This is a genomic window from Marinobacter nauticus (genome assembly GCF_003634635.1).
GTDB classification, from domain to species: Bacteria; Pseudomonadota; Gammaproteobacteria; order Pseudomonadales; family Oleiphilaceae; genus Marinobacter; species Marinobacter nauticus.
In genome coordinates this window covers 566582-591022 of record NZ_RBJB01000002.1, presented here as the reverse complement: position 1 = coordinate 591022, position 24441 = coordinate 566582, and the positions used below count along the sequence as shown (strand labels likewise).

Below are 24441 nucleotides of genomic sequence, written 5' to 3'. Positions count from 1 at the left end.
ACCTCAGGGTGCTATTGAATTGACGGCAGCGTGAAGGCGCTGTTCATCATTAGCCCAGTTGTACTTTGCTCGAACGGCATTAACCCCGTTATTGCCGAGAGTCGACCGAAGCTCCGGACAGCGCAGTGTCTGGAGTTTTTCGGCAATATCTCTAATATCGAGATCTCGACACACTAACCCCGACTTTGTCTCGTTGATTATTCTATTAATTGGTGTTACTTCGGTAGCCAATACCGGTAGCCCGGCAAGCATATAGTCGAATATCTTGTTTGGAATCGTGTGGTTCCAGTGAGGACAAACCCGATATGTCAGGGCGCCAACGTTTGCTTGCGCCATTAGTTCATCCACCCGTTGATGATCGAGCCAACCGTGAATGGTCACGGATTCTTCGAGTTTCAGATCTCTCACCAAAGCAATTAGATGTTCCCGTTCTGCTCCTTTTCCAACTATGTCTATCTTAAGAGAACTCGGCTCGTTTCCGAGTTTCACGTATTCGTAGGCCGCTTCGATTAGCAGGTCTAAACCTCTAAGCTTGGTCAGGAATCCTACATAGACTAAGCGTAGTTTTCGCCCTTGATGTTGGTGTGTGTTGCCTGAGAATTTGTCCAATGGTGGTGTATTGCTTACGATTGACACTCTTTGTGGGCTCAGGCCCATTTGTAAGAGCCGGTCTCTGGATTCCTCAATCATTACTAAGGTGTGATCTATTTTGGGCAAGACCTTGGCCTCATATCTTGCGGCCAGGGCAGGGCTTTTTATCATTGATTCAAGATTGGTTCCTTTAGAAAACTGCCGGCCCGACTCGTACATATAGGGATACACCTCGGCCATATCGAGCATAATTTTTGCGCGTTCACCTCTGGCCACTAACAGGGCAGTTTTTACTAGGGGGAGATCTCGAACGATGATCAAAGCTCCAGGCTTTCCTCGGAGTGCTGACCTTAGTGTCCAGATCCAAAAAGGATTAAACCAGACAGGGAGGTTCAATAACTTGTTCAGTAGACCATCAGGTTTAAAGAGGGCAGGCAAGCGGACTATCTCAATGCCGTTTACTGTCTCCGTTGTTTTGCTACATTGCCTGTTGCGGGCGACAATGGTTACGTCATGCCCTCTCGATATCAGGCTTAAAGCAATTTTTTCTACTCGAACGTCCCACGGATAATCTTCCTTATAGACCAAAAGGATGTTCAAGCTTGTGTCCTCCTTGACATAAAAATGGGTTTTTCCGGGCTCGGAGCGCTACTGCATCGGAGCAGAGCTAATAATGAGCGCTCTACCGGGCGGATCTTGAAAGTTGACCCGGCAGAGGTTCTTTTTTACTCAATGGATAAATCAATCTTTACAGGCGGTAGCTTGCAGTCGCCGCAGATTGGATAGCCTTCTTTGTTCGGATTGCCCTGATCATCAAAAACGAAGATATAGTATGCGGAAATATCAGGGATTGCACCCTTGTGAATGTTGACGGTAATTGATTGATCGTCCCATTTTACGGGTTGCTGGACCTCGTAATGGGTTGCATCGTTGATTGACTTGGCATTTGCAAGGACTACACGCTGTAGGGTGTTGTCAATGTAAATGTCGTCAAGATGACTCTCTTGTAGCCTGCCGACTTTACCTTCAAGTCCGATGAGTGCAACTGTTGGGCTCCACTTTCCCTCACGATCAAGTGCAGGGTCAAAAGAAAATTCCGTCAATTTCTTTGAGTTGACGTGAAGGCGAGCGAACCCCTTTTGTGTGTCGAGTTCAAGTTCGAGATGATTCCACTTGCCACCTTGGAGCGGAGCCTCGGCCCAGTTTACAGTAGTGCCTATTGTCTGGTGCATTTGGGTCCAAGAGAAACGAATTCCATCTTTGCCCGCCGGATCCTCCCAGACCCTGATATATTTCTGTGACCCGGGACTCTCGTACCCGATTGAAGAAGTGCTTATGTGTTGGTCTGGAAAACGTGACTTTGCACCAGAAGACACACCTACAATCGTTGAACCGACCAGCTCTTTAATTGGTGGCGGCGCTTGATTAAAGGTGAAATTGAGTTGGCGGTCTGGATCAACTCCGATAAAGGTGCCTTTGGTGATTCCGCCAATAACCAACGGTTCACCAGGTATGTACTGGCCGGTCATGTCGACAGGAGAGATGCGCCAATACCATTGGGGTGGATACTTTGGTTTATACCACCAAGATACATAGAGCTGTTTATTATCGATAGGCGTATTCCAGCCGGTCTGGCCACCATACGCAACTGGATTGCCCAGAGTAGAGTTTTGACCCTGCAAAAAATAGTGCTCTTTTGACTGTTCGTGACGAGGCTGATGGGCGGATGTTACGACTGGCCTGACAGACTCCCAAGCTCCACTCGATGCAGCCGCCCAGATAGAAGAGCTGCTCTCAGAATATGTAGGAACTTTGTCTCCGTGATCAAGTATCTGGTAGGCGGAGTTTTCAGCCCCGTTTTCATAACTAGTATCCAACTTATCCAACAAAATTGGCGCGGCTCGCGACTTTTGCCCGAATCCCGCCCCAACAATAGTCAGCGTTGAACTCCCTTCTCCCAGTACCGCTCCGCTAACTGTTGGAGCAGCTTTTATATGGAATGCGACGGCTGACAGCGCTGCGAACATCAGCACTGGGGCCGCTTTTGCTTTTCGGTATAGACTCTGGGCGTTCATCAGGGGCACCTTCAACTGTTATTTCCCTCAGGTTGTCAGCTTACTCAACCGACATCATTCCTGCGCGGGCGCGCATCCCAGTATTACGATTTCTAACTAATAGTATGACGCCGTAACAGGAATTTACAAAGTCTCAGCACCAAAAAGTGTCGTACTTTTCGTCACTAACATCAAACTGTTCTAAGGGTGATTTGCTGAGAATAAAACTAGATAAAACATGGGGTCACGGCTTGTCGAAGCGTCAAGGTTGGGAACAGTAAGTTGATCGGATGCGGCTTCGGGCTTCCAACTGAGGATTCTGTTCGGTCACTAGTATGTTAGAATTTGTAACAGCGCTCCAAGTAACTATACTGCGGTGTCTGCTGGGCGTTACACACAAGAATCGATAGGTCATAGGTCAAGGGCCTTTCAGCTTCGTTTTGGCGACTGAAACGGCCGCTGTATGAACCATGAGGGTTGTAAAGGCATGGAGCCATTAGTAAGTGTAATCACACCGGCGTTCAACCGAGTCACTTACATTCGCCAAGCTATAGAATCGGTATTATCGCAAACTTACTCACAGATCGAATTTATAGTAGTAGATGACGGCTCATCGGACGGTACATTTGAGCTACTTTCTGAATGTGATTTCAGGGGAGAGCTTCGTCTTTTTACTCACCCGGACAGACAGAATCTGGGTCAGTCAGCTGCATTGAATCTCGGTTTAAGACATGCCAGCGGGCGGTACATCGTTATTCTGGATAGTGACGATGTGTTGCATCCGGAAAAAATCAGCAAACAGGTAGCCTATCTCGAAAGTCACCCGGACATAGGTATGGTATACGGGCAAGCCATGGCTATCTCGAATGATGGCAAAGAGCTATTCCCCATTCCCCCAAATGATCATGTTGAGCCGGGAGATCCTAACCGATTGCTACTTGACTGCTATATGGCCCTGCCAGGCGGCGCCATGGTGCGAAAGTCGGTTTTTGATCAAGCTGGTTTTTTCGAGGAGTCGTTCCGGGCAAGCCAGGATCATGACATGGTCGTTCGGATCGCTGAAGTTGCACCGTTTGTTTATCTGCCTGGCATTGTCTTCTATTACCGCAAGCATGCTGAGTCAATCAGCCAGCAGGGGTTAGAGCGTCGGTGGATGGTGGGGTTTGAGATCCTGGCAAGAGCGAAAAAACGTTTTTCCTATCGGAGCAGCACCATTCGCAAACGTAAGGCGCTCTTGCATTTCAGAATGGGACAGGTGCGTTGGTTTCAGCGTAGGCTACTGAGTGCTCTCTGGCACTTTATTCGGGCTGGGCTGGGTGACCCCAAGAGGTCAATTGCGGTAATCCTGGGTTTCGAAAAAGCCCGCTAACGCTAGAGAGAGCTGTATGGATAGTGGAAGTCCAATTCGAATCCTTTTTGTTATCGATCAATTTGTTAGTCCTCACGCTGGCACAGAAGGTCAATTGCTCCAGCTCATAAAAAACCTTCCTAGAGAGCGTTTTGTACCGGAGCTTTTGGTTTTGCGACCGTCCGAGCATACAGACGCGGGAGGGTTTCCTTGCCCTGTTTCGGTTCTCGGACACTCCAAGGTCATGAGCCCATTAACCTGGCTCTCCGTCATCCGCATGGCCGTCAGAAAAAGGGCGGAGGGGATATCTGTCTGCCAGGTTTTTTTCAACGATTCCTCCATTCTGATTCCACCTGCCATGTTTATAGCAGGTATACCCACAATCATATCTCGCAGGGATATGGGGTTCTGGTACACGCAGACGTATCTGCGCATCCTTCGGTTAACCCGTCGCTTTGTAAGTCATGTGGTTACCAATAGTTTGGCGGTGAAGAACGTGACTGTCGAAAAGGAAGGCTATACAAGCAATAGCGTTTCCGTCATTTACAACGGCTATCCTCATGAGGTTGGATCAGATCACGCGCTATCTGAAGGTGAAGAGCGGAATCGCCGCAGAGAACTGGGTCTGCCGGAGGAGGGGCGTTTTATCGTATTGGTCGCGAATCTGCGCGAGATCAAAAGGATCAATGACGCGATAAAAGCGTTGCCGGTGGTTTTGAATGCCGTGCCTGAAGCGCAGCTGGTTCTTATAGGTGGTGGCGACCAAACCGCCTATCGAGAAACGGCAAATCAAGAGGGTGTTCTGGATAGAGTTCACTTTTTGGGTGCCCGATCAGATGTAAAAGAGATTCTGTCGGTTATGCATGTTGGCTTGTTGTGTTCGCAATCGGAAGGGTACTCCAATGCGATCGTCGAATATATGAATGCTAGATTGCCGGTTGTGGCTTCCGATGTTGGCGGAAATGCTGAGGCGGTGGTCCATGGTGAGACTGGTTATCTATATCCGTGTGGTGATGTTTCAGCGTTGGCCTCTTGCCTGGCAGATTTACTGGACCCTTTAACAGGTATCGCGGAAAGAATGGGTGAGGCGGGTTTTGAATTAGCACAAAGTCGACATGAGATCGGTCATATGGTCAAACGCCACACAACACTTTACGAAAATGTGATATCGAACGCTGGCAAAGCCTCCCCATCGGAGGTCAAGTGAAGATTTCCCGGTTGGTTAAGCTTGCGGGCGAATGTGGAGGTTACCGCTTTGCACGGTTTTTGACGGCCAGAAACCCCAGAATCCTCATGTACCACCGTTTTTCGAAAGAGCCGAAACCAGGGTATGTGGACGCTAAAGCTTTTGAGTGGCAAGTTAGACATATCGCCCAACACTATAATGCGATAACGGTGTCTGGATTGGCGGAAGAGATTTTTTCTCGTGGCGTGGCATCGAAAAACAGCATCGCGATTACCGTAGATGATGGGTACCGTGATTTCTACAATGTGGCTTGGCCAATCCTGAAAAAATATGGGATCCCAGCGACGTTTTACGTAACAACAGGATTTGTATCCGGTGATTTGTGGTTGTGGCCGGACCAACTACGTTATCTACTCGAGAGATCTCCAAGCACCCCGGGTACATATGATCTCGGGCTTCTTAAAGTCCAGACTCCCATTTTGGAAGCCGATTTTGAGTCTGAATACTGGCGCATAAACCAGCTAATGCTTCGTGCCGAAAACAGTGACAAACTTGATTGCTTGAGGGCTATGGAAAATGCTTGGAGTATTATGCTTCCACTCAGGCCTCCGAAAGAGTTTGAAGCTGTAACCTGGCAGGAGTTGCAGGAAATGCAACAGTCTGGCGTTGAAGTCGGAGGTCACACGGTAACGCATCCGTCACTAGCTCGAGTCTCTTTAATGGAGGCTGAAAGTGAGATTGTCGGCAGTTCTGAGGATCTGGAGAAGCACCTGGGGAAGAGTGTCAGGTCATTTTGTTATCCAAACGGCACCCCCGATGATTTTGTCGGTGAACAGGTAGAAGCTGTTAAAAAAGCCGGGTTTATGTGTGCGGCAGTTGCTTTTTCAGATAGCAAGGAGCATGCGCAGCGGTATGCGATGCGAAGGCACTCTGTCTCAGCCGATCAGTTTCAGTTTTTGAAAGCAGTATCGGGTGTCGAGTTGTTGGGGCTCAAATGGAGAGGGCGAGTGCTGGAGACGCCATATGGCTAGCGTTATTTCTAATGCTAAAGCCGCGCCCGGTTTGTTGTCTGGAGACAGATCGCCTGCCAGTTCGTTTTCGTTCGGAATCTTTATCTTCTTTCTGATCGATTTTTTTCTGCATTTGTCGGCTCGATTTCCTGCCTATGGTGTGATACGCCCGACTTTGGTTCTTGTCTTAATTATTAGTTTATGCCTATTTTTACAAAGAGATAAATTTAAAGGATGGACCAAAGACCCGGTAGTCTCTACGCTCGGAGTGCTTTTACTCTACATCTTGTTCTCTCTGCCCTTGGTTGAGTGGCCAGGAAGTGTTTTAAAGAATAATCTCGGAGATTTTGTAAAAGCAGTAGTATTTTTTTATTTTACTGTGCTTTTGGTAGACACCGAGAAAAGGCTGAAAATTTTTTTCTTGGTGTTCGTCGTTTGTCAAATTTTAAGAATTCTCGAGCCTTTGGCTCTCAATGTTACTCAAGGCTATTGGGGTAGTAGTACCCATTTGGGACACGGCGAGTTTTCTCAGCGTCTAGCAGGTGCGCCATCTGACGTAATAAACCCTAATGAATTGGGGTTTGTGATCGTAACTGTAATTCCTTTCCTCCATTATATCCTTTGGTCGTCAAATCTTAAGGGAAGGTTGCTTTATCTAGTCTTGCTGCCTCCAATTATGTATGCATTGATTCTAACTCAATCACGTGGGGCTTTCGTAGCTTTGCTCGTTATTGGTTTTTTTATATTTAAGGAATCAAAGCGAAAAATGATGTTGATCATTGTCGCCGTTCTGGTTGCAGTGCTTGGTTGGCAGGTCATGACTGATGAGCAGAAGGATCGCTACTTATCGTTAGTAGGAAAGTCGGAAACATCAAACGCAGCATCGGTAGATGGACGAATTCAGGGGATGTTGAGAGAGTTTTCGCTTGGCTTGGAAAGACCGATAGTAGGACACGGATTAGGGACAACCCCTGAAGCAAAAACACATATTATTGGTAGCCGACAAGCATCTCACAATCTATATGCTGAACTATTGATTGAGTTGGGATTTGTGGGTGCATTTATATTCATTGCTTTTCTGGTTAAAGTTTATAGGCGTTTGCTGGATAGCTCTAAATTTCTTGTTTCCAGGCAGGGAGAAAACAAAAATTTTTACATAAACCTGAATAAGGCTCTAGTTGCTGTATTCTGGATGTACGCTGCATATAGTTTTAACTACTGGGGACTGTCACAATATTATTGGTATTTGTTTGCTGGTTCTGTAGTTGTGTCTCATAGAATGATTAGGATTAGTGATAATTCTGAAGCCGGGAGTGAGGCCGGCATGAAGAATTATAATAAGTTTAGTAATTTGGTTGATTTGCCGCGACGATATTGAAGTTAGTATTTAAAAGGATTTTCTGATGAGAATTGTAGTTTTTGCCAGGCACCCTGGGGGTGGTATTAGGACATACTTTTCCTACGTTTATGGCGATCAAGCTCAGAGTGCCAATTGTTTCAGCTTAGTGACACCAGAGTCCGAAGCACTGCAGAATCTTGTCGCGCCGTTGCCTAATGTTGATGTCGTTGGCCAGTCTTCTGAAAACCTGATTGTGTTATTGATGACGCTGTTAAAGCAGGTTGTCAAAGCCAGGCCGGAATTAGTCCACTCGCATGGATTCACCGCTGGCCTGATTGCGGCGTTTCCGCTTTGGGTACTTCGTATTCCTCACATCATAACAACTCATGATGTGTTTATGCCGGGGCATTTCCAGGGGAGGTTTGGAAGGCTAAAGAAGCTGATTATGGCCCGCTTGTTTTCCCTGGCGAATGTCATCAATCCTGTTGGCGAAGACGCTGTTTCAAATTTTGATGAGACATTCCCCACTTTGGGCTCTAGCGGGCGCGTGAAGGGAATTCGCAACGGCATTAAGACTGAGGCCTTTCTTGGTGACCATGTCAGGAACCTTCGAAATGAGGCTGGTATTCCTGACGATGCGTTAGTACTTGGTTTTTTTGGGCGTTTCATGGCCCAGAAGGGGTTTGGCCTGCTGGTTGATGCTGTTGAACAGTTGAATCGTCACAGTAGTGGAAAGCCGGTTCACGTCTGTTGCTTCGGCTGGGGAGGTTTTATCAGGGAGGAACAGGCAGATATCCGCAGCCGGGGTTTGGATTCTTTTTTTCATTTCTTTCCGGCGACAGACTCGATGGCCGAAGCCATACGGGGAGTTGATGTCGTTGTTATGCCTTCGAAGTGGGAAGCGTGCCCACTCCTACCGATGGAGGTTATGGTATCCGGTCGGCCGCTCATTGCATCCAATTGTATAGGAATGAAGGAGGTGGTCGCTGATTCTCCAGCAATGGTGTTCGAGGTCGGTTCGTTGGGTGGGCTTCTCGAGAAGATCCAGTTGTTTGAGGCAAATCAGAATGCTTTTCAACTTGAATCGGACAGATTCAGGGAGGAAGCAGCGTTAAGATTTGATGTTAGCCAAACCTCCAGCAAGTTGGCACATCTTTTTGATGGTGTGTTGGCGAATACGGAGTCCGGTAGGTGATTCGTATTTTATTAGTCAACACCGGCTCAAATGTCCTGGTGATGCTCGTTAAATTGGTCATCACCTTCATTATGACCCCCGTTTTCGTTCACAACCTTGGGAAGTACGACTACGGTCTGTGGGAGATGATTGGCGCTGTAATCGGCTACATGGGGATATTGGACCTGGGCCTGCGGCCGGCCATCAGTCGGTATGCCGCAAAACACCACGCCGAGCAGGATTCACAGGCACTTGAGTCTGTGTACATGTCCGCCTTTGTGTTCATGATGGTGGTCGGGCTGCTCCTCTTCGCCTTTTTCTTATGCTGGGGAATCTGGTTTTCCGGTGCGATCGCCCCGGAGGGAGAGCCGTATCAGAAATACACGCTGTTTCTGATCATCATCGGCGCCCACTTGTTAATCTCGTTTCCCGGATATGTTGCAGAGAGCTACCTGGAAGGTTTCCAGAAGTACTACCTAAAAAACAACATTACGATTATCAATTCGATCGTGGGCTCCACGCTCCTTTACCTGTTCATCACTCCTGAAAACGGTCTGGTGCTCTTGGCAGGCATCAACGCCATTGGGATTTCCATAAAGTACATCCTCTTTATGTGGTTGCTGTCACGCCCCGCCTTTGGTGCGATCAGAGCCCGTTGGCGTTCATACTCCTGGGTGCGTCTGAAAGAGCTGATTGTTTTCGGTTTTAAATCATTCGTTCAAGGTATTGCCACCCGTGTTGAAAATGCTACGGACGTTTTGGTGATTGGTTTGATTATGGGGCCTGCTATGGTTCCGTTCTACAGTATTCCCGCGAACCTGACTCAGCACATCCGAAACCTCGGGTGGACACTAACTCATGCTTTTATGCCGTTGTTCAGCGGCTTGAGTGCGAGGGCTGAGAACGACACCATCCGGCGGGTTTTTCTGATTTCGTCCCGTTACGTTGTCAGCATTCTTTTGGCCATGGGCACGGGGGCTCTGTTGTTGGGAGTGCCTTTTATCTCAGTATGGCTGGGGCCCGAGTTTGGTGAGAAGGCGGAATGGCTTATCGTGTTTCTGGTGTTCTTTACGGTGCTGCCTTTCATCAATCCGTTCGCCAGTCGTTATCTGACGGCGATTGACAAACACGGGATTTTTGCACGCCTCACTCCTTTGGCAGCCGCACTGAATATTGGCCTGAGCCTTGTTCTTGTTCACCCGTATGGCCTTGAGGGCGTAGCTTTTGCTTCCGTCGTTCCCGGGTTGATCTTTGTCCCTTTATATCTCCGATATACCTGCCGCCATCTCGAACTTCCCGTCAGAGAGTATTTGCGCTCGTCTGTGCTGCCTGGCTTCGTCCCGGCTGGGTTAATGGCAGTTATTATTCTGGGTGTTGGTCAATATCTGATGTACGACAGTTACCGCCATATTTTGTTGGGTGCGATTCTGGGAAGTATTGGCTGGCTGGCAGCCTTCTGGCTGCTGGTGTTGAACCGAGAAGAACGAGATTACGTGGGCGCTCGACTGGCTCGCATCGCAGGAAGGAAATAGTCCATGTGCGGTTTTGCAGGATTCGTAAACAGGGATGTGGGTAGAGCCCCGGAGGCCACCCTGGAGGGCATGGGGGCTGCCATAGCTCACCGGGGGCCCGACGATTCAGGTATCTGGCTCAAGGCAGACCTTGGTTTGGGTCTGGTGCATCGCAGGTTGGCCATTCAGGATCTGTCACCGGCTGGTGCGCAGCCGATGGCGTCAGCGAGCGGGCGTTTTGTTATTGCCTTCAATGGGGAAATCTATAACTTTCGGCAGCTGCGAGCAGAGCTTGAAAAGGAGGGATGCACCTTTCGGGGCCACTCAGACACGGAAGTGATGCTCCACGCAATTGAGCGTTGGGGGTTGGAAGAGAGCCTACCGAAGTTTTCGGGAATGTTTGCTTTTGCCCTGGTGGATCTGAAAAGCCGGGATCTGATTCTGGCCCGAGACCGAATGGGTGAAAAGCCACTGTATTATGGATGGCAAGGCAACACTCTGTTGTTTGGTTCGGAGCTCAAGGCGCTTCGGGCACATCCTGCATGGCAAGGCGATGTAGAGCCTGGGGCGCTGGCGCTGTTGCTCCGGCACAACGTGATACCAGCACCGATCAGTATTCACAAAGGGATTTTAAAACTACCGCCTGCCTCACTGGTTCGTTTTCCTCTTGATGGATCCTCACCGGGTACGTTACCGGAACCGCAACGCTACTGGTGCCTTGAGGATTGCTTTACAGAGAGCCGGGCGCCGGAAAGCTTTGAGGCTGCCAGTGACCAGTTGGAGGCTTTACTCGGGAACGTGATTGAAGACCAGATGGTATCGGACGTTCCTTTAGGTGCTTTTCTCTCCGGCGGTATCGACTCTTCCACCGTGGTTGCACTTATGCAAGCCCGTGCAAGCCAGAACGCGAGAACGTTCAGTATTGGCTTTGATGAGCCGGGCTTTAATGAGGCAGAGCATGCCGCAGAGGTTGCCCGTTATCTGGGAACCGAACACACGGAGTTGTATGTAACTCCCGAGGATGCGCTTAACCTCGTGCCGCGGTTGCCAGATCTATACGACGAGCCTTTCGCGGATTCATCGCAGCTGCCTACTTTTCTTGTCAGCGAGATGACACGGAAGCATGTCACGGTTGCATTGTCAGGTGATGGCGGAGATGAGTTGTTCTGTGGCTACACTCGGTATCCTTCGGTTTATAACCGTTGGCGGAGCCGAAGCAAGCCGGCCGGTGTCGCCCGGCGCTGGTTATCCTGCTTACCAGAGGCGGCGACGGCTCAGGCGATCCGGGCTCTGGTACCTTCCCAGCGAGGTCGGTCGACGCTGGCAATTCGTCATCGCCTTAAAGCGGAGCGTGCGCTGGCCTCGGCCACGGATCTGTCAGATTTCTATCGGCAGTCTGTCTCTTTCTGGAATGAGCCCGAGTGTTTTCGGAGGGATGTTCAGGAACCCACATATGGTCTGACCCAGGCAATCCCGCGCGGTGTTCCCCTCGACGGCTTGAAAGCGTTGATGTGGCGAGATCTGAATTGGTATCTGCCCGATGACATTCTGGTGAAGGTCGACCGGGCAGCGATGGCCTGTAGCCTTGAAACCAGGATACCGATGTTAGACCCGAAGGTGGTTTCCTTCGCGCTGTCGTTACCGTTGAGCTATAACCTTAATGGCGGCGTTGGCAAGCAGGTACTGCGTAGTGTTTTGTATCGCCACGTGCCAAAGGCCTTGGTGGACAGGCCCAAGCAGGGGTTTGCGGTGCCCGTGGGGCAATGGTTACGGGGCCCACTGCGCCCCTGGGCGGAGGCGCTGCTGCAACCGTCTGTCTTTGACAAGCAGGACTATCTGGACCGCTCAGTTGTGAATGCCTATTGGCAGGAGCACCTCAAAGGGCGGGAGGATTACTCTGCAGAGCTATGGGGCATTCTGATGTTTCTGGCATGGCTGGAGCGCACGGGTGGCTGAAATCAAACCCTATGATGATCAACGCCATCGGGAGCAGGTGCTGAACCTGTTTGCTGATGTGGCGTTCAAACGTGATATCTGGAGTTATCAGTTCCAGGAGAATCCTGGTGCGCGTGATCGTGGCTTTGCTCCGGTGGTGGCAGAGGAGAACGGTTCGGTTGTCGGCTTCAACGGGGTGGTGCCGGTAAGTATTCTATGGAATGGCCGGCCAACACAGGCCATGTGGAGCTGCGACTTCAAGGTGTCTGAGCGCCAGCGCGGAAAGGGCGTAGGTCGGCTGATCAAAGTAGAGTTGGCACAACGCTCTCCTATTCTTATGTCGTTTGGCATCAGCCCGGTCGCCGCCATTGTATTGCAGCGGATGGGTTGGCGTGCCAGCGACCAGGTGCATTTTCTTCGTAAAATCCGTCAGCCTCGTAGCGCTCGTGACTGGGCTTTGATGCTTCTGCAATTTTGCACTCGACTGGTTAATCGCCCAGTGCAGAGCCGACACATGCGTGCGTCTCTCCTGCAGCAATTGCCACCCAGAGAACAGATTGATGAGTTGTGGGCGGCAGTTGCGCAAAGCTACGACAAGGTTGTTGTGAGAGACTGGGCTTACCTTGACTGGCGCTATCAGCGGCATCCGTTTGCACAGTACTCATTTCTGGAAGTACGGGACGAGAATGATTCCCTGAAAGCTCTGGGGGTTGTCCGTGCGGATGACCGACAGGTTCGGCTGGTCGATTACATCGGGCCAGCAGCATCAGCAGCGCTGAAATCGGCGGTGGTAGGGGCAATGCTGCGGGAATGGCCGAATGCAGCCTCTTATTCTGCCATGACGTCTGATTTGGAGCTGAAGCAGGTCATGAAAGCGCACGGGTTCTATCAAGGTCGTGAGCAACCCCGATTTTTTGTGTGGGAATCACCACAGCGAGTTTCGTCAAGCGGAGATTGCACCAGCGGCTGGTTCATTATGGGGGGGGATTCTGATGGCGAACTGCTGCAGTCTGCCCGGGAAGCGTGGAATGAAGAACGTATTAACAAGGACGATGACGGATGTCGGCTAAAGACCCTTTGATCACTATTATCACTCCTACCTATAACCGTGCGGAGTTTATTCTCCAGGCGGTTGATAGTGTGATGGGGCAGACGTACGGAAACTTTGAATTTCTGATCGTCGATGACGGTTCAACGGATAATACGGTGGAACTGCTTGAACCCTACCTGCAGGATGAACGCGTCCGTCTGTTCCAGCAGGAAAACCAGGGGCAGAGTGTGGCCCGAAATGTGGCTCTGGCGGAGGCGTCCGGCGACTTCATATGCTTCCTGGATTCGGATAACTATTGGCCGCTTGATAAGCTGGAGAAACAAGTCAGGGTTTTTGAACAGCATCCGGAAGTGGATGTGCTATATGGCGATAATGTGATTATCAACGAACAGGGTGCTGAGATCAGCCGCAAGAATATGTCGCGTTATTCGGGACGCATTGCCGCGAGGATGATTCGGGACAACTGTGTTGCCATGAACACCACAATGGCAAGGCGCCGCTGCTTTGATGAGATGGGCGGCATGAGCGGAAAACGACGTGTGGCTGACGACTATGATTTGTGGCTACGGTTTTCCGCCCGGTATCAGTTTCGCTATGAGCCGGAATACTGGGCCTGGTATCGAGTGATGGAAGATCAGATTTCGTCGGATAAAACACAGCGGTTCCGGGTCAATGAAGCTATCATTCGCGACTTTCGCCGAGAGTATCCTGAGGCCCTCAGTGCTAGTGAATTCGATAAGGGATTTGCCCATTTCTACATCAGGAAGGGGCGTTACCTGGGCGCCGTGGGTAAAAAGCTTGCGGGCATTAAAGAAATCATGAAAGCGCTGAAGTATGCGCCGGCAGAAACTAACGTCTGGCGAGCGCTGCTTGCGGTAGCACTGAAATAAAAACAATGATGAATAAGACAGGGAAGTAAGCAGTCATGTCTTCTAATCCTCTGGTGTCGGTTATTACGCCAACATTTAACCGGGCTGACTACCTGCCGTTTGCGGTTGAGAGCGTTCTGTCTCAATCGGTTCCTGATTTCGAATTGATCGTTATTGACGATGGTTCCACGGACGGCACCGCCGAGCTGATGGAGCGGTATCTGGCGGACTCGCGCATTCGATATCTTAAGCAGGAGAACCAGGGGCAGAGTGTGGCCCGGAATCGCGGAATTGCCGAGGCGCGTGGCCAGTTCATCTGCTTTCTCGACTCTGATAATGCCTGGGTGAGTACAAAGCTGGAAACCAGTCTTAAGGCCTTTGAGGAACATCCCGAGGCGGATATCGTCTATGGTGATTTCATAACCATAGACGGGGAAGGGCACGAACATGGTGTGAATCGTATGGCCCGTTATTCCGGCCGTATCACGCCGCAGTTGCTCCGGGATAATTTTGTGAGCATGAACACAACTATGACCCGCAAGCGCTGCTTTGACGAGATGGGGGGCTTTGACAGCGCCGATCGGTTGGCGGAGGACTACGGGCTCTGGTTGCGTTTTTCCACCCGCTATCAGTTTCTATATGTTCCAGCGGTGCTTGGGTATTACCGGGTTATGGAAAACCAGATTTCCTCTGACAAGGAGAGCAGGTTTCGAGCGAACGAACAGCTGGTCCAGGGTTTTCTGAAAGCCTTTCCTTCAGCAGTTACCCGGGGTGAGGCCCGCCGGGGGTTAAGTTATTTTTTTATTCGGAAAGGGCGATATGAGTACTCGTCTGGTCAGCGTCGCCAGGCCTTTCGTTCTTTGCTTCGCTCATTGTCGAAAGACCCGTTCTGGATGGGCCCCTGGCGGTTCGCTGTAAAAATGCTGCTAACTTCCAGCCGAGGGAGGCGAATGTGACATATACCGTTCGTCGCTTGTCTGAGAAAGAGTTTTTCGGGTTGCAGGAAAGCTGGGACCATCTGCTGGAGCAGAGTAATGCCGACCCGCTGTTCATGAGCTGGGCCTGGCAGGCGTCCTGGTGGGAAACCTGGGGCGATAGACTGAACCTTGATCTGTTGCTGCTGGGCGTATACGCCCCGGGCGATACGCTGGTTGGCCTGGCTCCGCTCTACCTGAGTGCCGTCAGCACGCCGCTGGGATGGAAAGTTCGTAGGCTGCATGTGGTAGGCAATGCCTGGAAGCTGGGGCCTACGGTGCGCACGGAATATGTGGGCGTCATTGTGGATCGGCGTGAGCAACTGGCCATCCTGCAGGCGCTCGGGAGTTATCTCGCTGAGGTCCGGTGGGATGAGATGATTATTGCGGATGCCTCCGCGAGATCAATGAGTATGATCGAATCTGGCCTGAGCCACACGCTGGCTCTCTCCCGGGTGGTTCGGAGTGAGTCGGAAGGTGTGGTGATTCCAACTCAGGGGCAGTTTACGGACTGGTTATCCAGGCTTGGAAAGAATACCCGTCTGAAAGCCTATAATCGGCGAGAGTTGTTTGAAGGTACCTTGAATGGTTCCTTCGAGGAATGGCAGACCCCGGAGACGTTTCTGGCATTACTCAATCGTTTTCATTGCGAGCGTTGGGGAAAGCCCTGCTTTGACGACAATGCCGTTCGCTTCCATGAGGCACTTCTGAACCGGCTCTCCGGAAGCCAATCCGCGAGAATGTCGGTACTGAGAGCCGACAATCAGATTGTGTCTGTACTTTATGATATCCGCGCCGGGAATCGGGTATACAACCTGCAGGCGGGGTTCATGCAGGATTTCCACAACAAATTGTCCTTGGGCACGCTCCATTTGGGTTACGCCATTGAGCGATCCTTTCAGGATTCGAGTATTGTCAGTTACGACTTGCTGGCCGGGTCCGGGAAAAACACGTTCTACAAACAGCACTTCAGAGGGGAACAGGTGTTGTTTACCACCGTTGAGTATGTTCGTTCTCCCATTCTTAAAATGGCTTATGGGGCAAGGGGGTGTATGCCGCCCCGTTTAGTGTCCTCAATTAATCGTTTCTTTCGTCTCTGAGCGGGTGTTGTCATGAATATGGAAAGGATGCCGTCTATCAGCCTGATGAGTCGCCTGTGGCCGTTCCTGCTTGTCTTGTGTGTGCTGGCATTCGTTACTTTCCCTACTTTGGAGGGAATCGTGACGCGATGGTTAAAGTGGGACGAATCATACTCTCATGGTCTTTTGTTAGCCGGCGTGTCGCTGTATCTGATCTGGCGAAAGGCGAAGACCAATCCGGTGGCCCCGGGCTTCGCCCCGGTTTGGGTTCTTCCTTTGATAGCCTGTCTGCTTGCCTATTGGGTCGGCGGGTTGATTCGTCTTCAGGCGCTTCAGCAATTGGCGTTGGTGCCTCTTTTGTTTGCTGCCTGCGCGACGCTGATGGGGTGGCGCCAGGCTCGCTGGTTCATTGTGCCGCTGGGTTTGCTGTTTCTGACCATTCCTGTGTGGGATTTCCTGGCCTGGACGCTACAGGTAATTACCGTTGCCGTTAATAAGGTCCTGTTGGGTTTTTTCGATATTGATTTTGAGGTGGAGGGCGTTTTCGTTTACCTCATCGGTGTCGGAACCTTTGAAGTTGCTCATGGGTGCTCTGGACTCCGGTATCTGCTGGTGGGACAGGCGCTGGTTCTGATTTATGGCGAGTTATACCTGTCGAGGTTACGATCCCGCGTCACGTTATTCTGTTTGGGGGTGGCATTCGCTCTACTTGCCAACTGGATCCGGGTGTTCGTCATCATTTACATGGGGTATGAAACGAACATGCAGTCCGGCCTGATCGAGGATCATGAAAACTTTGGCTGGTGGGTGTTTGCGGGCACGCTTGTTCCCCTCTATTTTCTGGCTCGTCAGCTTGAGAAACGGGATGACCAGGTTGTTGCCAGCCAAGACAATGACGAGAAGCAATATCACGCTAAACCCGCAGGTAAAGCTACCGTTGCTGTAACGGTTGTCGCGCTGTTGGGGCTGGTTACCTGGGTTGCTTTGCCGGACAAGCGAGGCAGCATTGCTCCTGAACCCGAAGGGTACGCCATTGATCTAATTGAAAGGTATTCCCCGGTGTTCGGATCTGCACTGGAGGGGTGGCGCCCCAACGTTCTCAATCCAGACAGGGTGTATGCGCAGACCCTGTTCAACCGTTTGCAGGCCCGCGCAGGGCAAGGTTTGGGCACAACCTACTATCTCGGCGCGTTTACCTATGACTATCAGAGGCATCGTGCGGAACTCATCCAGTACAGTAACCGCCTTTATGACCGTGAATTCTGGATTCCGGAAGGCTTCTTTGATGTTAAAAACAGCCTGAATATCCCGGTGCAGGGAGTCACCCTGAAACATCGTGTTTCCGGACAACGTGTGCATCTGGGGTATAGCTACTTTGTTCAGGGGCAGTGGGAAACCGATCAGTGGCGCGCGAAGCTTGCTCAGGTGGGCGGGTTCTTCAGTGGCCGTGATGATGCCTCTTTACTCATCTCTGCAGTGGCATGCGATGGCTGTGAGGTCGCTGCAACGCTCGCTGAGTTTATTGAGTCTACCTTTCCGGTGATTCTTGAGCAGATTGATCAAGAGGTGGCGCGACCAGATCGTTGAGTTGGCTCTCTAATCGGGACAGAAACTGTTCGTGATTGGTTGAATACCATTCGATTGCCCGCCTGGACATGTGGGCCAGCGTGGCCGGTGGCTGGTCTATCGCAGCTTGAATACTCTGCTCCAGAGCTTGCTCTGAGACAAGGTAACGGGTGCCCAGGCGAAACGTCAGCTTTCTTTCCACGTGTGCCGGAAAGCCTCTGTCCTTCCCAACCAGCTCGTTCATTGGCGGTGCATCAGTTGATATTGTAATACAGCCGTAAGCCATGGCCTCTGCCAGTACCTGGCCATAACCCTCCACCTCAGAAGGGAGTACTGCGAAACCGGCCTGGGCCCAGAGTGTGTTCAGTTCATTGTTCGTGAGGTTTTTCTCTATCCTGATATTGGCGGCGGGGGTGGTGTCCAGATGCTGGGAGACAACGACCAGTTCTGGCCATTCAGGGTGCCTCTGCCAACATGCCATAACACGCTGCGTGCCCTTGAACTGACTGTTGCCGGCTACATGCAAAGCCAAACGGTAGTCTTTCCTCTCTGAGCCGGTCTGAGCGCTAACTTCACCGCCGGTAAACCCCAGGTATTGGGTGTCTGCATGTAAGGCGGAAAAAATCGATACCGCGTGGTGTGTTTTGCAGAGTATACGGTTGATAAAGCTGAGATAGGGACCTCTCGATTCAACGAACCATTCTTGGTTAGGGATGAGCCAGTGGTGTCGGCCAGCAACCAATTGAGATATCCAGATATTCTCGAGGTGAATGACGAGATCTGCCTGTTGAACCGGACGTAGCAGCCTGAGCAAGCCGATCTGACTGCGATAGAAGAGTTTGCTGAGAAATCCGGGGCAAAATCGTTCTAATGCCTTGAATCGATAGGCTGAAAGGCGGGAACGCCATACGGGAGTAGGGGGCAGTTGAACCTGCCTGGTCTGGTGCCCAAGCCGCTGCAGGGCTGCTTCCAGTATCCTGGCATCTTTTTGCAGCCCTCTGCCGCTATTGGCATAAACAATCAGTACATCCATGAACCTGACCTGAAATGAAAAAGCCCTGCAAGTGCAGGGCTTTTAAAGCGTAGCATAGAACTCGATGTCAGGCTTTTTTACGGCCTTTCATCCGGACGGCAATGCCAGCGAGACCAAGGCCAAGCAGTGCCAGCGTGCCAGGCTCGGGAACCTTGGTGGCACGAACTGCGATCACCATATCGTCATGGTTGTCATCGCCAACATAGCCATCGTCCAGGCTGATTACGAAGTAATCTTCTTCAACATAGAAGAGGTTGAAGTTGGTGCTGGAGTTCGGTTTGGCGATGTTGTTGAACTGACTGCCGTTGGCGCCATCGTTGTTGATGGTAACTCCGCTGCCATTGATGAACTTGAAGTTCAGCAGGGCGTCAAGACCACCGTAGAATACGGCGCTGAACTGGTCATCAGGATTGCTGTTGGTATCGAATACCAGAGTGTTACCCCAGTAAAACTGGTTGTTGTCGTTCGCTTCTTTACCCAGGTAGGTGAAGGTCAGCTTGAACGGATCGGAGCTGGTGGATTTCAGGTTGTGGCCGAACAATACGGTATCACCTACGTTGTACAGAGGTGCATCCGCTGTCCAGGTACCACCTACGCGAGTGGCGTAATCGTTGTCTCCCGGAACACTTTGCTCAGCTACAGCGCCAGGTGCGTTTGCATTGGCAACAGAATCGATATAGGCAGCCTGAGCTACTCCCGCAAAACCGACGGCTGCAGCCATTGCCAAGCCTTGAGTCAATTTTTTCATTTGAGTCACTCCTCCAGTGAGTGGTCTTTGCGTTACGTCATCCTCTAATAAGCAGGCTTCGTGCCAGATTTTAAGTCATTGAATATTAATGAACTTTTCTGGTCGCTGCTGTTTGGTTGTAAAATAACTCGACAACTAAAATGCTCGCTCAGTTAACCTGATGCTCTACCGGATCAGACGGTTCACTACTCAATCCATTGATATCAATTACCTGAATCGTAAAGTACCAGGTGCCGGGCGCCAGGCCGGTAACCGTGGTTGAGGTTGTGCCTGCCGGCACCTCCAGAGTTTGAGTCAGGTTTGCAGCATCCTGTCCGTAGTTGATCCGGTAACGGTCAATTTCGCTCAGCGAAATGCTGCTGCCGTCTACCCTGGTGCCGGGAGGCGTCCACGACAGTGTCACACTGCCGCTGGCATCGCCGGTACCACCGGGCTGGCTGGTGACCGGTGATTCTGGCTCCGATACGGTTTCGAGCGTGTACGGGTGCAGGCCCGATTGATAAGCCTCAAGAACCGTCACGCCGCTATCGTTAAGCACCCGGCTGGCTGATGGTTGCATCAGGGGGAGTCCGTAGCGAAGTTTGTAAAGATCGTCGATGCCGTCGTTCAAGGTGCTTTCGGCGAACTCGCTGTCCAATGCCAGATGCTGGACGGTGTTGGTCGTGGATATGGCATCTCCAGTGGCGGCGTCGGTAATCGCCAGTTGTGCTGTGGCACCCCAGCCGAACTCAAAGTACTCCATGGTGATGGCAACGGGGGTCCCCGCTTCGAGATTCGCTGTGGCGTTGTAGCTGGTGGGGGATTGGTTCTTCCACTGATCAATGACGGTAGACCCGTTGAGGAAAAGCCGAACACCATCATCCGTGGTGGTGGTGAAGGTGTAGTCCCGGGTTCCTTCATTGTGGGGTGGTGTAAACCATCCTTGCCAACGCACGCTGAACCGGTCCCTTGGGAGTTCCCCTGACGGGCTTCCACTATTCCAGTTGAAGTTGACGGTCGCATCCCGCTGACTGTAAACGAAGCTGTCAAACTCGGTGCCTGTGAAGTACTGGCCGACGAATCCGGTTGCATACACTTCCTGAGGGGCAGGGAAGTCGCTGGCATCGGTGGGATTGGTGTCCGCCTGGTACTCTTGCAGGATGGTGTAGCCATCACCGTCAAGATCTACATTGGCATCGCCCGGGTTGGTGGGGTCCGTGCCATAGGCGTATTCGTACCCATCCGGAATACCGTCGTTATCGGTATCTTCGGTTCCAGGATTGGTCCTGGCCCAGAACTCATCCATGGCAGTAAGCAGGTCATTGTCGGTATCGGATTTGGCGTCGGCCGCATTGGATGGATCCAGCCCGTACACGATCTCCCAGTTGTCGTACAGATCATCACTGTCCGCATCAAGTGGTGGGTATTGGCTGTTGAATGAGAGGCCCTGTTCAGCGTCAAAGTAGCCGATTCGGTAACCCAGATGGTAGGCATCTTCAGTTGTCATCTCGGGGGCCGAGTCAGGGGCTTTCTGGGCGTAGCTGTGTAGCGCGCTGCCGCTGATCACTTGCTGAGAGATGCCGGGGCCGGACCAGGCGACGGTAAAGTGGTCGTCCCATCCACCTTCCTTGTGTCTGAATTCAAAGTAATATTTTTTGCCGGCCTCCAGATATTGTACGCCGGAGGTTTGTGAGGCGTAGCGGGTGAAATTATCGAGGGGCGTGGACATAGTGGAGGCGATCTGAACCGCACCGTCCGGGTTCTGGGAGTCAGATAACCACAGTTGTGTCTGATCGTCGCCGCTGATGTAAAAGGTGTATTCGCCCGTTTCGGGGGGCTCGATAAAGCCCCGGATCAGCGTGCCGTAATTATTGGCTCGGCTGGTGGCTTGGCGCAGCTGGGTGAGTTCAGTGATTTCATCGGGCGAATCCGGATACTTCTCTGCGTCCAGCATGCCCTGAACGTAGTTCCCGGAGATACCGTCAAAATACCAGACCTCGACCTTTCCAGGCTCGCTCGTCTCAGGTAACGCGGCTGTCGGTGGCAAATCCTCAATATCCCTGAACTGCCAGTGCTGACAGCCGCTGAGCAGAACCACCACGGTGCCTACGCTCAACACTTTGATAGCAGCCATAACCCACCTTCCTTGCTATTGGAAACAATATGTAAAGTATTGTTGCAGTGTGTCAGGGCTGCCACCGGCGGCTAGGAACGTTTCGTTATGTCCTCTCTTTGGTTATAGCGTGAGTAATGATTAGCCGTTGTTGCCTGTGCTGAACTTGTCCATGATCTGCTGGGCGGCATCCGTGCGGCCGGTGGCTCGATAAGCTTCGGCCAGATGCATGGCAATTTCCTGGGAACCCGGTGCCAGGGAATGGGCTCTTTCCAGTACCGCCAGGCTTTGCTCGTGTTCACCAGCCTCGAACAGGATCCAGCCGTAGGTATCTGCAATCGCAGCATTTTCGGGCACCAGTTCGTAGGCGCGTTTGGCCAGTGATGCCGCTTCGCTGTTGCCGGCCTCGTAATACAGCCAGGCGAGATTGTTCAGCGCCAGGGCGTTGTCCGGGGTCAGTTGCAGAACCTGCTGGTAGTGCTCAATGGCCGCATCCGTCTGGCCTGCTTGCTGGGTTTGAAGCGCCAGTGTAAGCAGAATTGACGAATTGTTCGGGAATTGTTTGTTGGCTTCCTGCAGTGCTTCTATCGAATTCTGAGATCGGCCGGCGTTAGAGAGTGCGCGAGCATGGGCGATGGCCAGTTCCGCCGTTTGTCGCTTGGCCAGCGCCAGTTGATAAAGCTCAGCAGCTTGCTGATGTTCGCCCTGGTTTTCGTAATAGCTGGCTTCTACCTGGTAGGGCGCGGGGGAGTCCGGGTGATGCTGCTTGGCATCCTGCAGCGCGCTTCGCGCGGCGGTTGCGTTGCCATTGCTGAATTCGATGGCCGCCACTTTTAGGGCGATGGCCTCGTTCTCTGGGAAGAGCGCTCGTCCGCGGCTCAGGATCTCCAGAGCGCGCTCGCTGTTGTCGCGCTGTGCCATTTGAGTGGCAATGCCTTCATACACCGCAGCGACCAGCGGTTCAGACGGTGAGGGCTGGTCTTCGCGCTCTCTTTCCATCAACCGGGCGGTAAGTTCATCGGCTCGCAACGTATCTTTGTTGATCAGCGCGGATTCCAGGAGGATCAGCCGCGGTCCGTTTGCCTCAGGATGTTGCGTGCTGATTTCCTGCATCAGCCCGGTAAGTTGATCGCGCTTCATCACACCGGCAAGGGCCTGAATGGCGGGCAGGTTGTTCGGGTTGGTTTCGACCGCCTGGCGGTACCAGGCAATCGCCTGCTCCGTGTTCTGCTGTTCGCGGGCAAGGTTGCCCAGAGCTACCAGAGGAGCTGCTTCTTCCGGATGTTGCTTGTGCGCCCGCTCAAAGTAGCTGGCCGCCTGTTGGGTGTTGTTCAGGCTGCTGGCCAGGTTTCCGCGGGCAATCAGGGCAGCCATGCTGTCCGGATTGGCTTTAAGCCAGGTATCCAGGGTTTCTGTTGCCGCCTGCGAATTGCCAGACAACGCCTGGGCCTGGGATGTCAGGATTGTCGCCTGCAGGGCCTCCGTGGCATCCGACGGAATCTGTCTGGCCTGTTTGATGGCATTGGCGAAATCTCGGGTTTGAGTGAGGTAAGCCGCATAGCGCAAACGCAGGTTGTGGTTGTCTGGTGCCAGTTCCAGCGACTTTTCCAGGAGCTGTCGGCCACTCTGGTCATCGCCAGAAGCCAGGCTTGCAATGCCTACCAGTGCCAGTGTTTGTGGATCGGCGTCGCTGCCCTCCAGGTCTTCCAGCAGTGATTTTGCGCCAGCCGGGTCGCGCATGGATATGCGGGTGGCGGCCAGGAGTTTGCGTACTTCATCGGCGTTTTCCATATCGGCCAGCGGTGCAAGCAGTTTCTCCGCCTCCTCGGGGCGGCCTTGCCGATAACGTATTACGCCCAGCATCAATGCGCTTTGTTGATGGTTGGGAACCTGGTTAAGGACTTCCTGCAGATACCTGGCGGCGGTATTCAGGTCGCCATCATTATAGGCTGAGGCCGCGGCTTCCAGGTTGCTTTTGATCGTACCCGGACCGGACTTGGCAAGGATTTCCTCGTAGACAAATGCCTCCGCCGATTTGCCCTGCTCACGCAAAACGGTGATCAGGGCCGAAATGGTCTGGTATTTCCGGAAGGTCATAACGTCGAACTGGCCGATGGTCTCCAGTGCGCGTATGTACGCCTGTTCTGCTTCGGCCCATTGTTGCTGGGCATGGGCGAATTGCGCTTTCCAGAGCCAGACGTCCTCGTGTTCAGCGTCAATTTCTATGGCTTTCTCAAGGCGTTCCTTTGCAGTGTCGAAGTCGCCCTTGGCGGTGGCAACCCGGGACAGGCCGACCATGGCAACGACGTTATTGCTGTGTTTGTCGAACGCGCTCTGGTAGGCCTCTTCGGCTTTGTCAAAGTCGCCGCTGGTCAACCAGGCGCGACCTTTCAGGTTGTCTGCCTGCAACTGTTGATCCGGAGAGGGCGATGAAATCTGGTCCAGAGATTCCAGGGCTTCCTGGTGTTTACCCTGGAGAATACGGGCTTCAGCCCGGATCAACGCAGCCTGGTTGCGTTCCGATTGGCCCAGCTCCTCAATGTTCGTCTTCTCAAGGAGCTTGTCCAGTTGCCGTTCAGCGTTCGCCGCATCACCGGCAGTTAGCAGGTTGTGGATGATGACAAAGTAGGGGGCGGCGCGATTCGGCTGGAGATCGATGGCGCTTCTGGCCTCGATGGTGCTTGCTTTCAGCTCACCCTGGCGCTGGAAAAACCGTGCCTGGTCTACATGGCTGATGTACTGAATGTCTTCCTGAGACATGTCCGGTTCGCTGTTGCACCCCGTCACGGCCAAAGCGATGGCAGCGGATAGCAGTGATGCACGCGCAATAGTTCTTATCTTCATGCCCTGGTCCTTCCTTCGTCGGGTCTTGTTCTGTTCC

Annotated in this window: 18 protein-coding genes; 12 read left to right on the top strand and 6 right to left on the bottom strand. The window is 52.1% G+C overall.

Features of this window, described 5'->3' with window-relative positions:
- Window positions 1–3 precede the first annotated feature (3 nt).
- Together C7436_RS02790 and C7436_RS02785 are read right to left on the bottom strand one after the other, a co-directional pair.
- Window positions 4–1191, bottom strand: a complete 1188-nt coding sequence (locus C7436_RS02790) for a glycosyltransferase family 4 protein (RefSeq protein ID WP_121206624.1) — start codon at window positions 1189–1191, stop codon at window positions 4–6.
- Window positions 1192–1316: 125 nt separating this feature from the next.
- Window positions 1317–2666, bottom strand: a complete 1350-nt coding sequence (locus C7436_RS02785; protein WP_121206623.1) for a hypothetical protein — start codon at window positions 2664–2666, stop codon at window positions 1317–1319.
- Between the two features lie 442 nt (window positions 2667–3108).
- Between C7436_RS02785 and C7436_RS02780 the strand changes: the two genes are divergently transcribed.
- The 12 genes from C7436_RS02780 to xrt are packed head-to-tail and all read left to right on the top strand — an operon-like array spanning window position 3109 to window position 17708.
- The gene (locus C7436_RS02780; protein WP_228198039.1) at window positions 3109–4014 is read left to right on the top strand and encodes a glycosyltransferase; all 906 of its coding nucleotides are present in this window, start codon (window positions 3109–3111) and stop codon (window positions 4012–4014) included.
- A gap of 16 nt (window positions 4015–4030) precedes the next feature.
- Window positions 4031–5200 carry a glycosyltransferase gene (locus C7436_RS02775; RefSeq protein ID WP_121206622.1) on the top strand — a complete coding sequence of 390 codons (1170 nt, stop codon included), beginning with the start codon at window positions 4031–4033 and terminating at the stop codon, window positions 5198–5200.
- Entirely contained in the window at window positions 5197–6210 is a 1014-nt protein-coding gene (locus tag C7436_RS02770; protein WP_121206621.1) for a polysaccharide deacetylase family protein, read from the top strand. The genes C7436_RS02775 and C7436_RS02770 overlap by 4 nt, the downstream gene beginning before the upstream one ends.
- Window positions 6203–7567, top strand: coding sequence for an O-antigen ligase family protein (locus C7436_RS02765; RefSeq protein WP_121206620.1), 1365 nt, complete (start codon window positions 6203–6205; stop codon window positions 7565–7567). The genes C7436_RS02770 and C7436_RS02765 overlap by 8 nt, the downstream gene beginning before the upstream one ends.
- 25 nt (window positions 7568–7592) lie before the next feature.
- Window positions 7593–8723 (top strand): glycosyltransferase family 4 protein, encoded by a 1131-nt coding sequence (locus C7436_RS02760; RefSeq protein WP_121206619.1) that lies wholly within the window; start codon window positions 7593–7595, stop codon window positions 8721–8723.
- On the top strand, window positions 8720–10234 hold the full coding sequence (locus tag C7436_RS02755) for an oligosaccharide flippase family protein (protein WP_121206618.1): 1515 nt from the start codon (window positions 8720–8722) through the stop codon (window positions 10232–10234). The genes C7436_RS02760 and C7436_RS02755 overlap by 4 nt, the downstream gene beginning before the upstream one ends.
- 3 nt (window positions 10235–10237) lie before the next feature.
- Complete coding sequence (gene asnB / locus C7436_RS02750; protein WP_121206617.1) at window positions 10238–12169, top strand: asparagine synthase (glutamine-hydrolyzing); 1932 nt, start codon at window positions 10238–10240, stop codon at window positions 12167–12169.
- Entirely contained in the window at window positions 12162–13229 is a 1068-nt protein-coding gene (locus C7436_RS02745; protein ID WP_121206616.1) for a GNAT family N-acetyltransferase, read from the top strand. The genes asnB and C7436_RS02745 overlap by 8 nt, the downstream gene beginning before the upstream one ends.
- The gene (locus tag C7436_RS02740; RefSeq protein WP_121206615.1) at window positions 13208–14089 is read left to right on the top strand and encodes a glycosyltransferase; all 882 of its coding nucleotides are present in this window, start codon (window positions 13208–13210) and stop codon (window positions 14087–14089) included. The genes C7436_RS02745 and C7436_RS02740 overlap by 22 nt, the downstream gene beginning before the upstream one ends.
- A gap of 35 nt (window positions 14090–14124) precedes the next feature.
- Window positions 14125–15024 carry a glycosyltransferase family 2 protein gene (locus tag C7436_RS02735; protein ID WP_121206614.1) on the top strand — a complete coding sequence of 300 codons (900 nt, stop codon included), beginning with the start codon at window positions 14125–14127 and terminating at the stop codon, window positions 15022–15024.
- A complete protein-coding gene (locus C7436_RS02730; RefSeq protein ID WP_121206613.1) occupies window positions 15021–16142 on the top strand; it encodes a GNAT family N-acetyltransferase in 1122 nt (373 codons plus the stop codon). Before C7436_RS02735 ends, C7436_RS02730 begins: the two co-directional genes overlap by 4 nt.
- A 12-nt stretch (window positions 16143–16154) precedes the next feature.
- Window positions 16155–17708: an exosortase gene (xrt, locus tag C7436_RS02725; protein ID WP_121206612.1), complete on the top strand. Its 1554-nt coding sequence runs from the start codon at window positions 16155–16157 to the stop codon at window positions 17706–17708.
- Here the strand turns inward: xrt and C7436_RS02720 are convergent.
- From C7436_RS02720 to C7436_RS02705, 4 genes are all read right to left on the bottom strand, one after another.
- The gene (locus tag C7436_RS02720) at window positions 17650–18720 is read right to left on the bottom strand and encodes a glycosyltransferase (RefSeq protein ID WP_121206611.1); all 1071 of its coding nucleotides are present in this window, start codon (window positions 18718–18720) and stop codon (window positions 17650–17652) included. The two genes, xrt and C7436_RS02720, sit on opposite strands and share 59 nt — an antisense overlap.
- Before the next feature lie 67 nt (window positions 18721–18787).
- Window positions 18788–19468, bottom strand: coding sequence for a PEP-CTERM sorting domain-containing protein (locus tag C7436_RS18900; protein WP_226538098.1), 681 nt, complete (start codon window positions 19466–19468; stop codon window positions 18788–18790).
- A 148-nt stretch (window positions 19469–19616) separates the two neighbouring features.
- Window positions 19617–21581, bottom strand: a complete 1965-nt coding sequence (locus tag C7436_RS02710) for a PA14 domain-containing protein (protein ID WP_121206610.1) — start codon at window positions 21579–21581, stop codon at window positions 19617–19619.
- Window positions 21582–21701: 120 nt separating this feature from the next.
- Window positions 21702–24404, bottom strand: coding sequence for a tetratricopeptide repeat protein (locus C7436_RS02705; protein ID WP_121206609.1), 2703 nt, complete (start codon window positions 24402–24404; stop codon window positions 21702–21704).
- Between the last annotated feature and the right edge of the window lie 37 nt (window positions 24405–24441).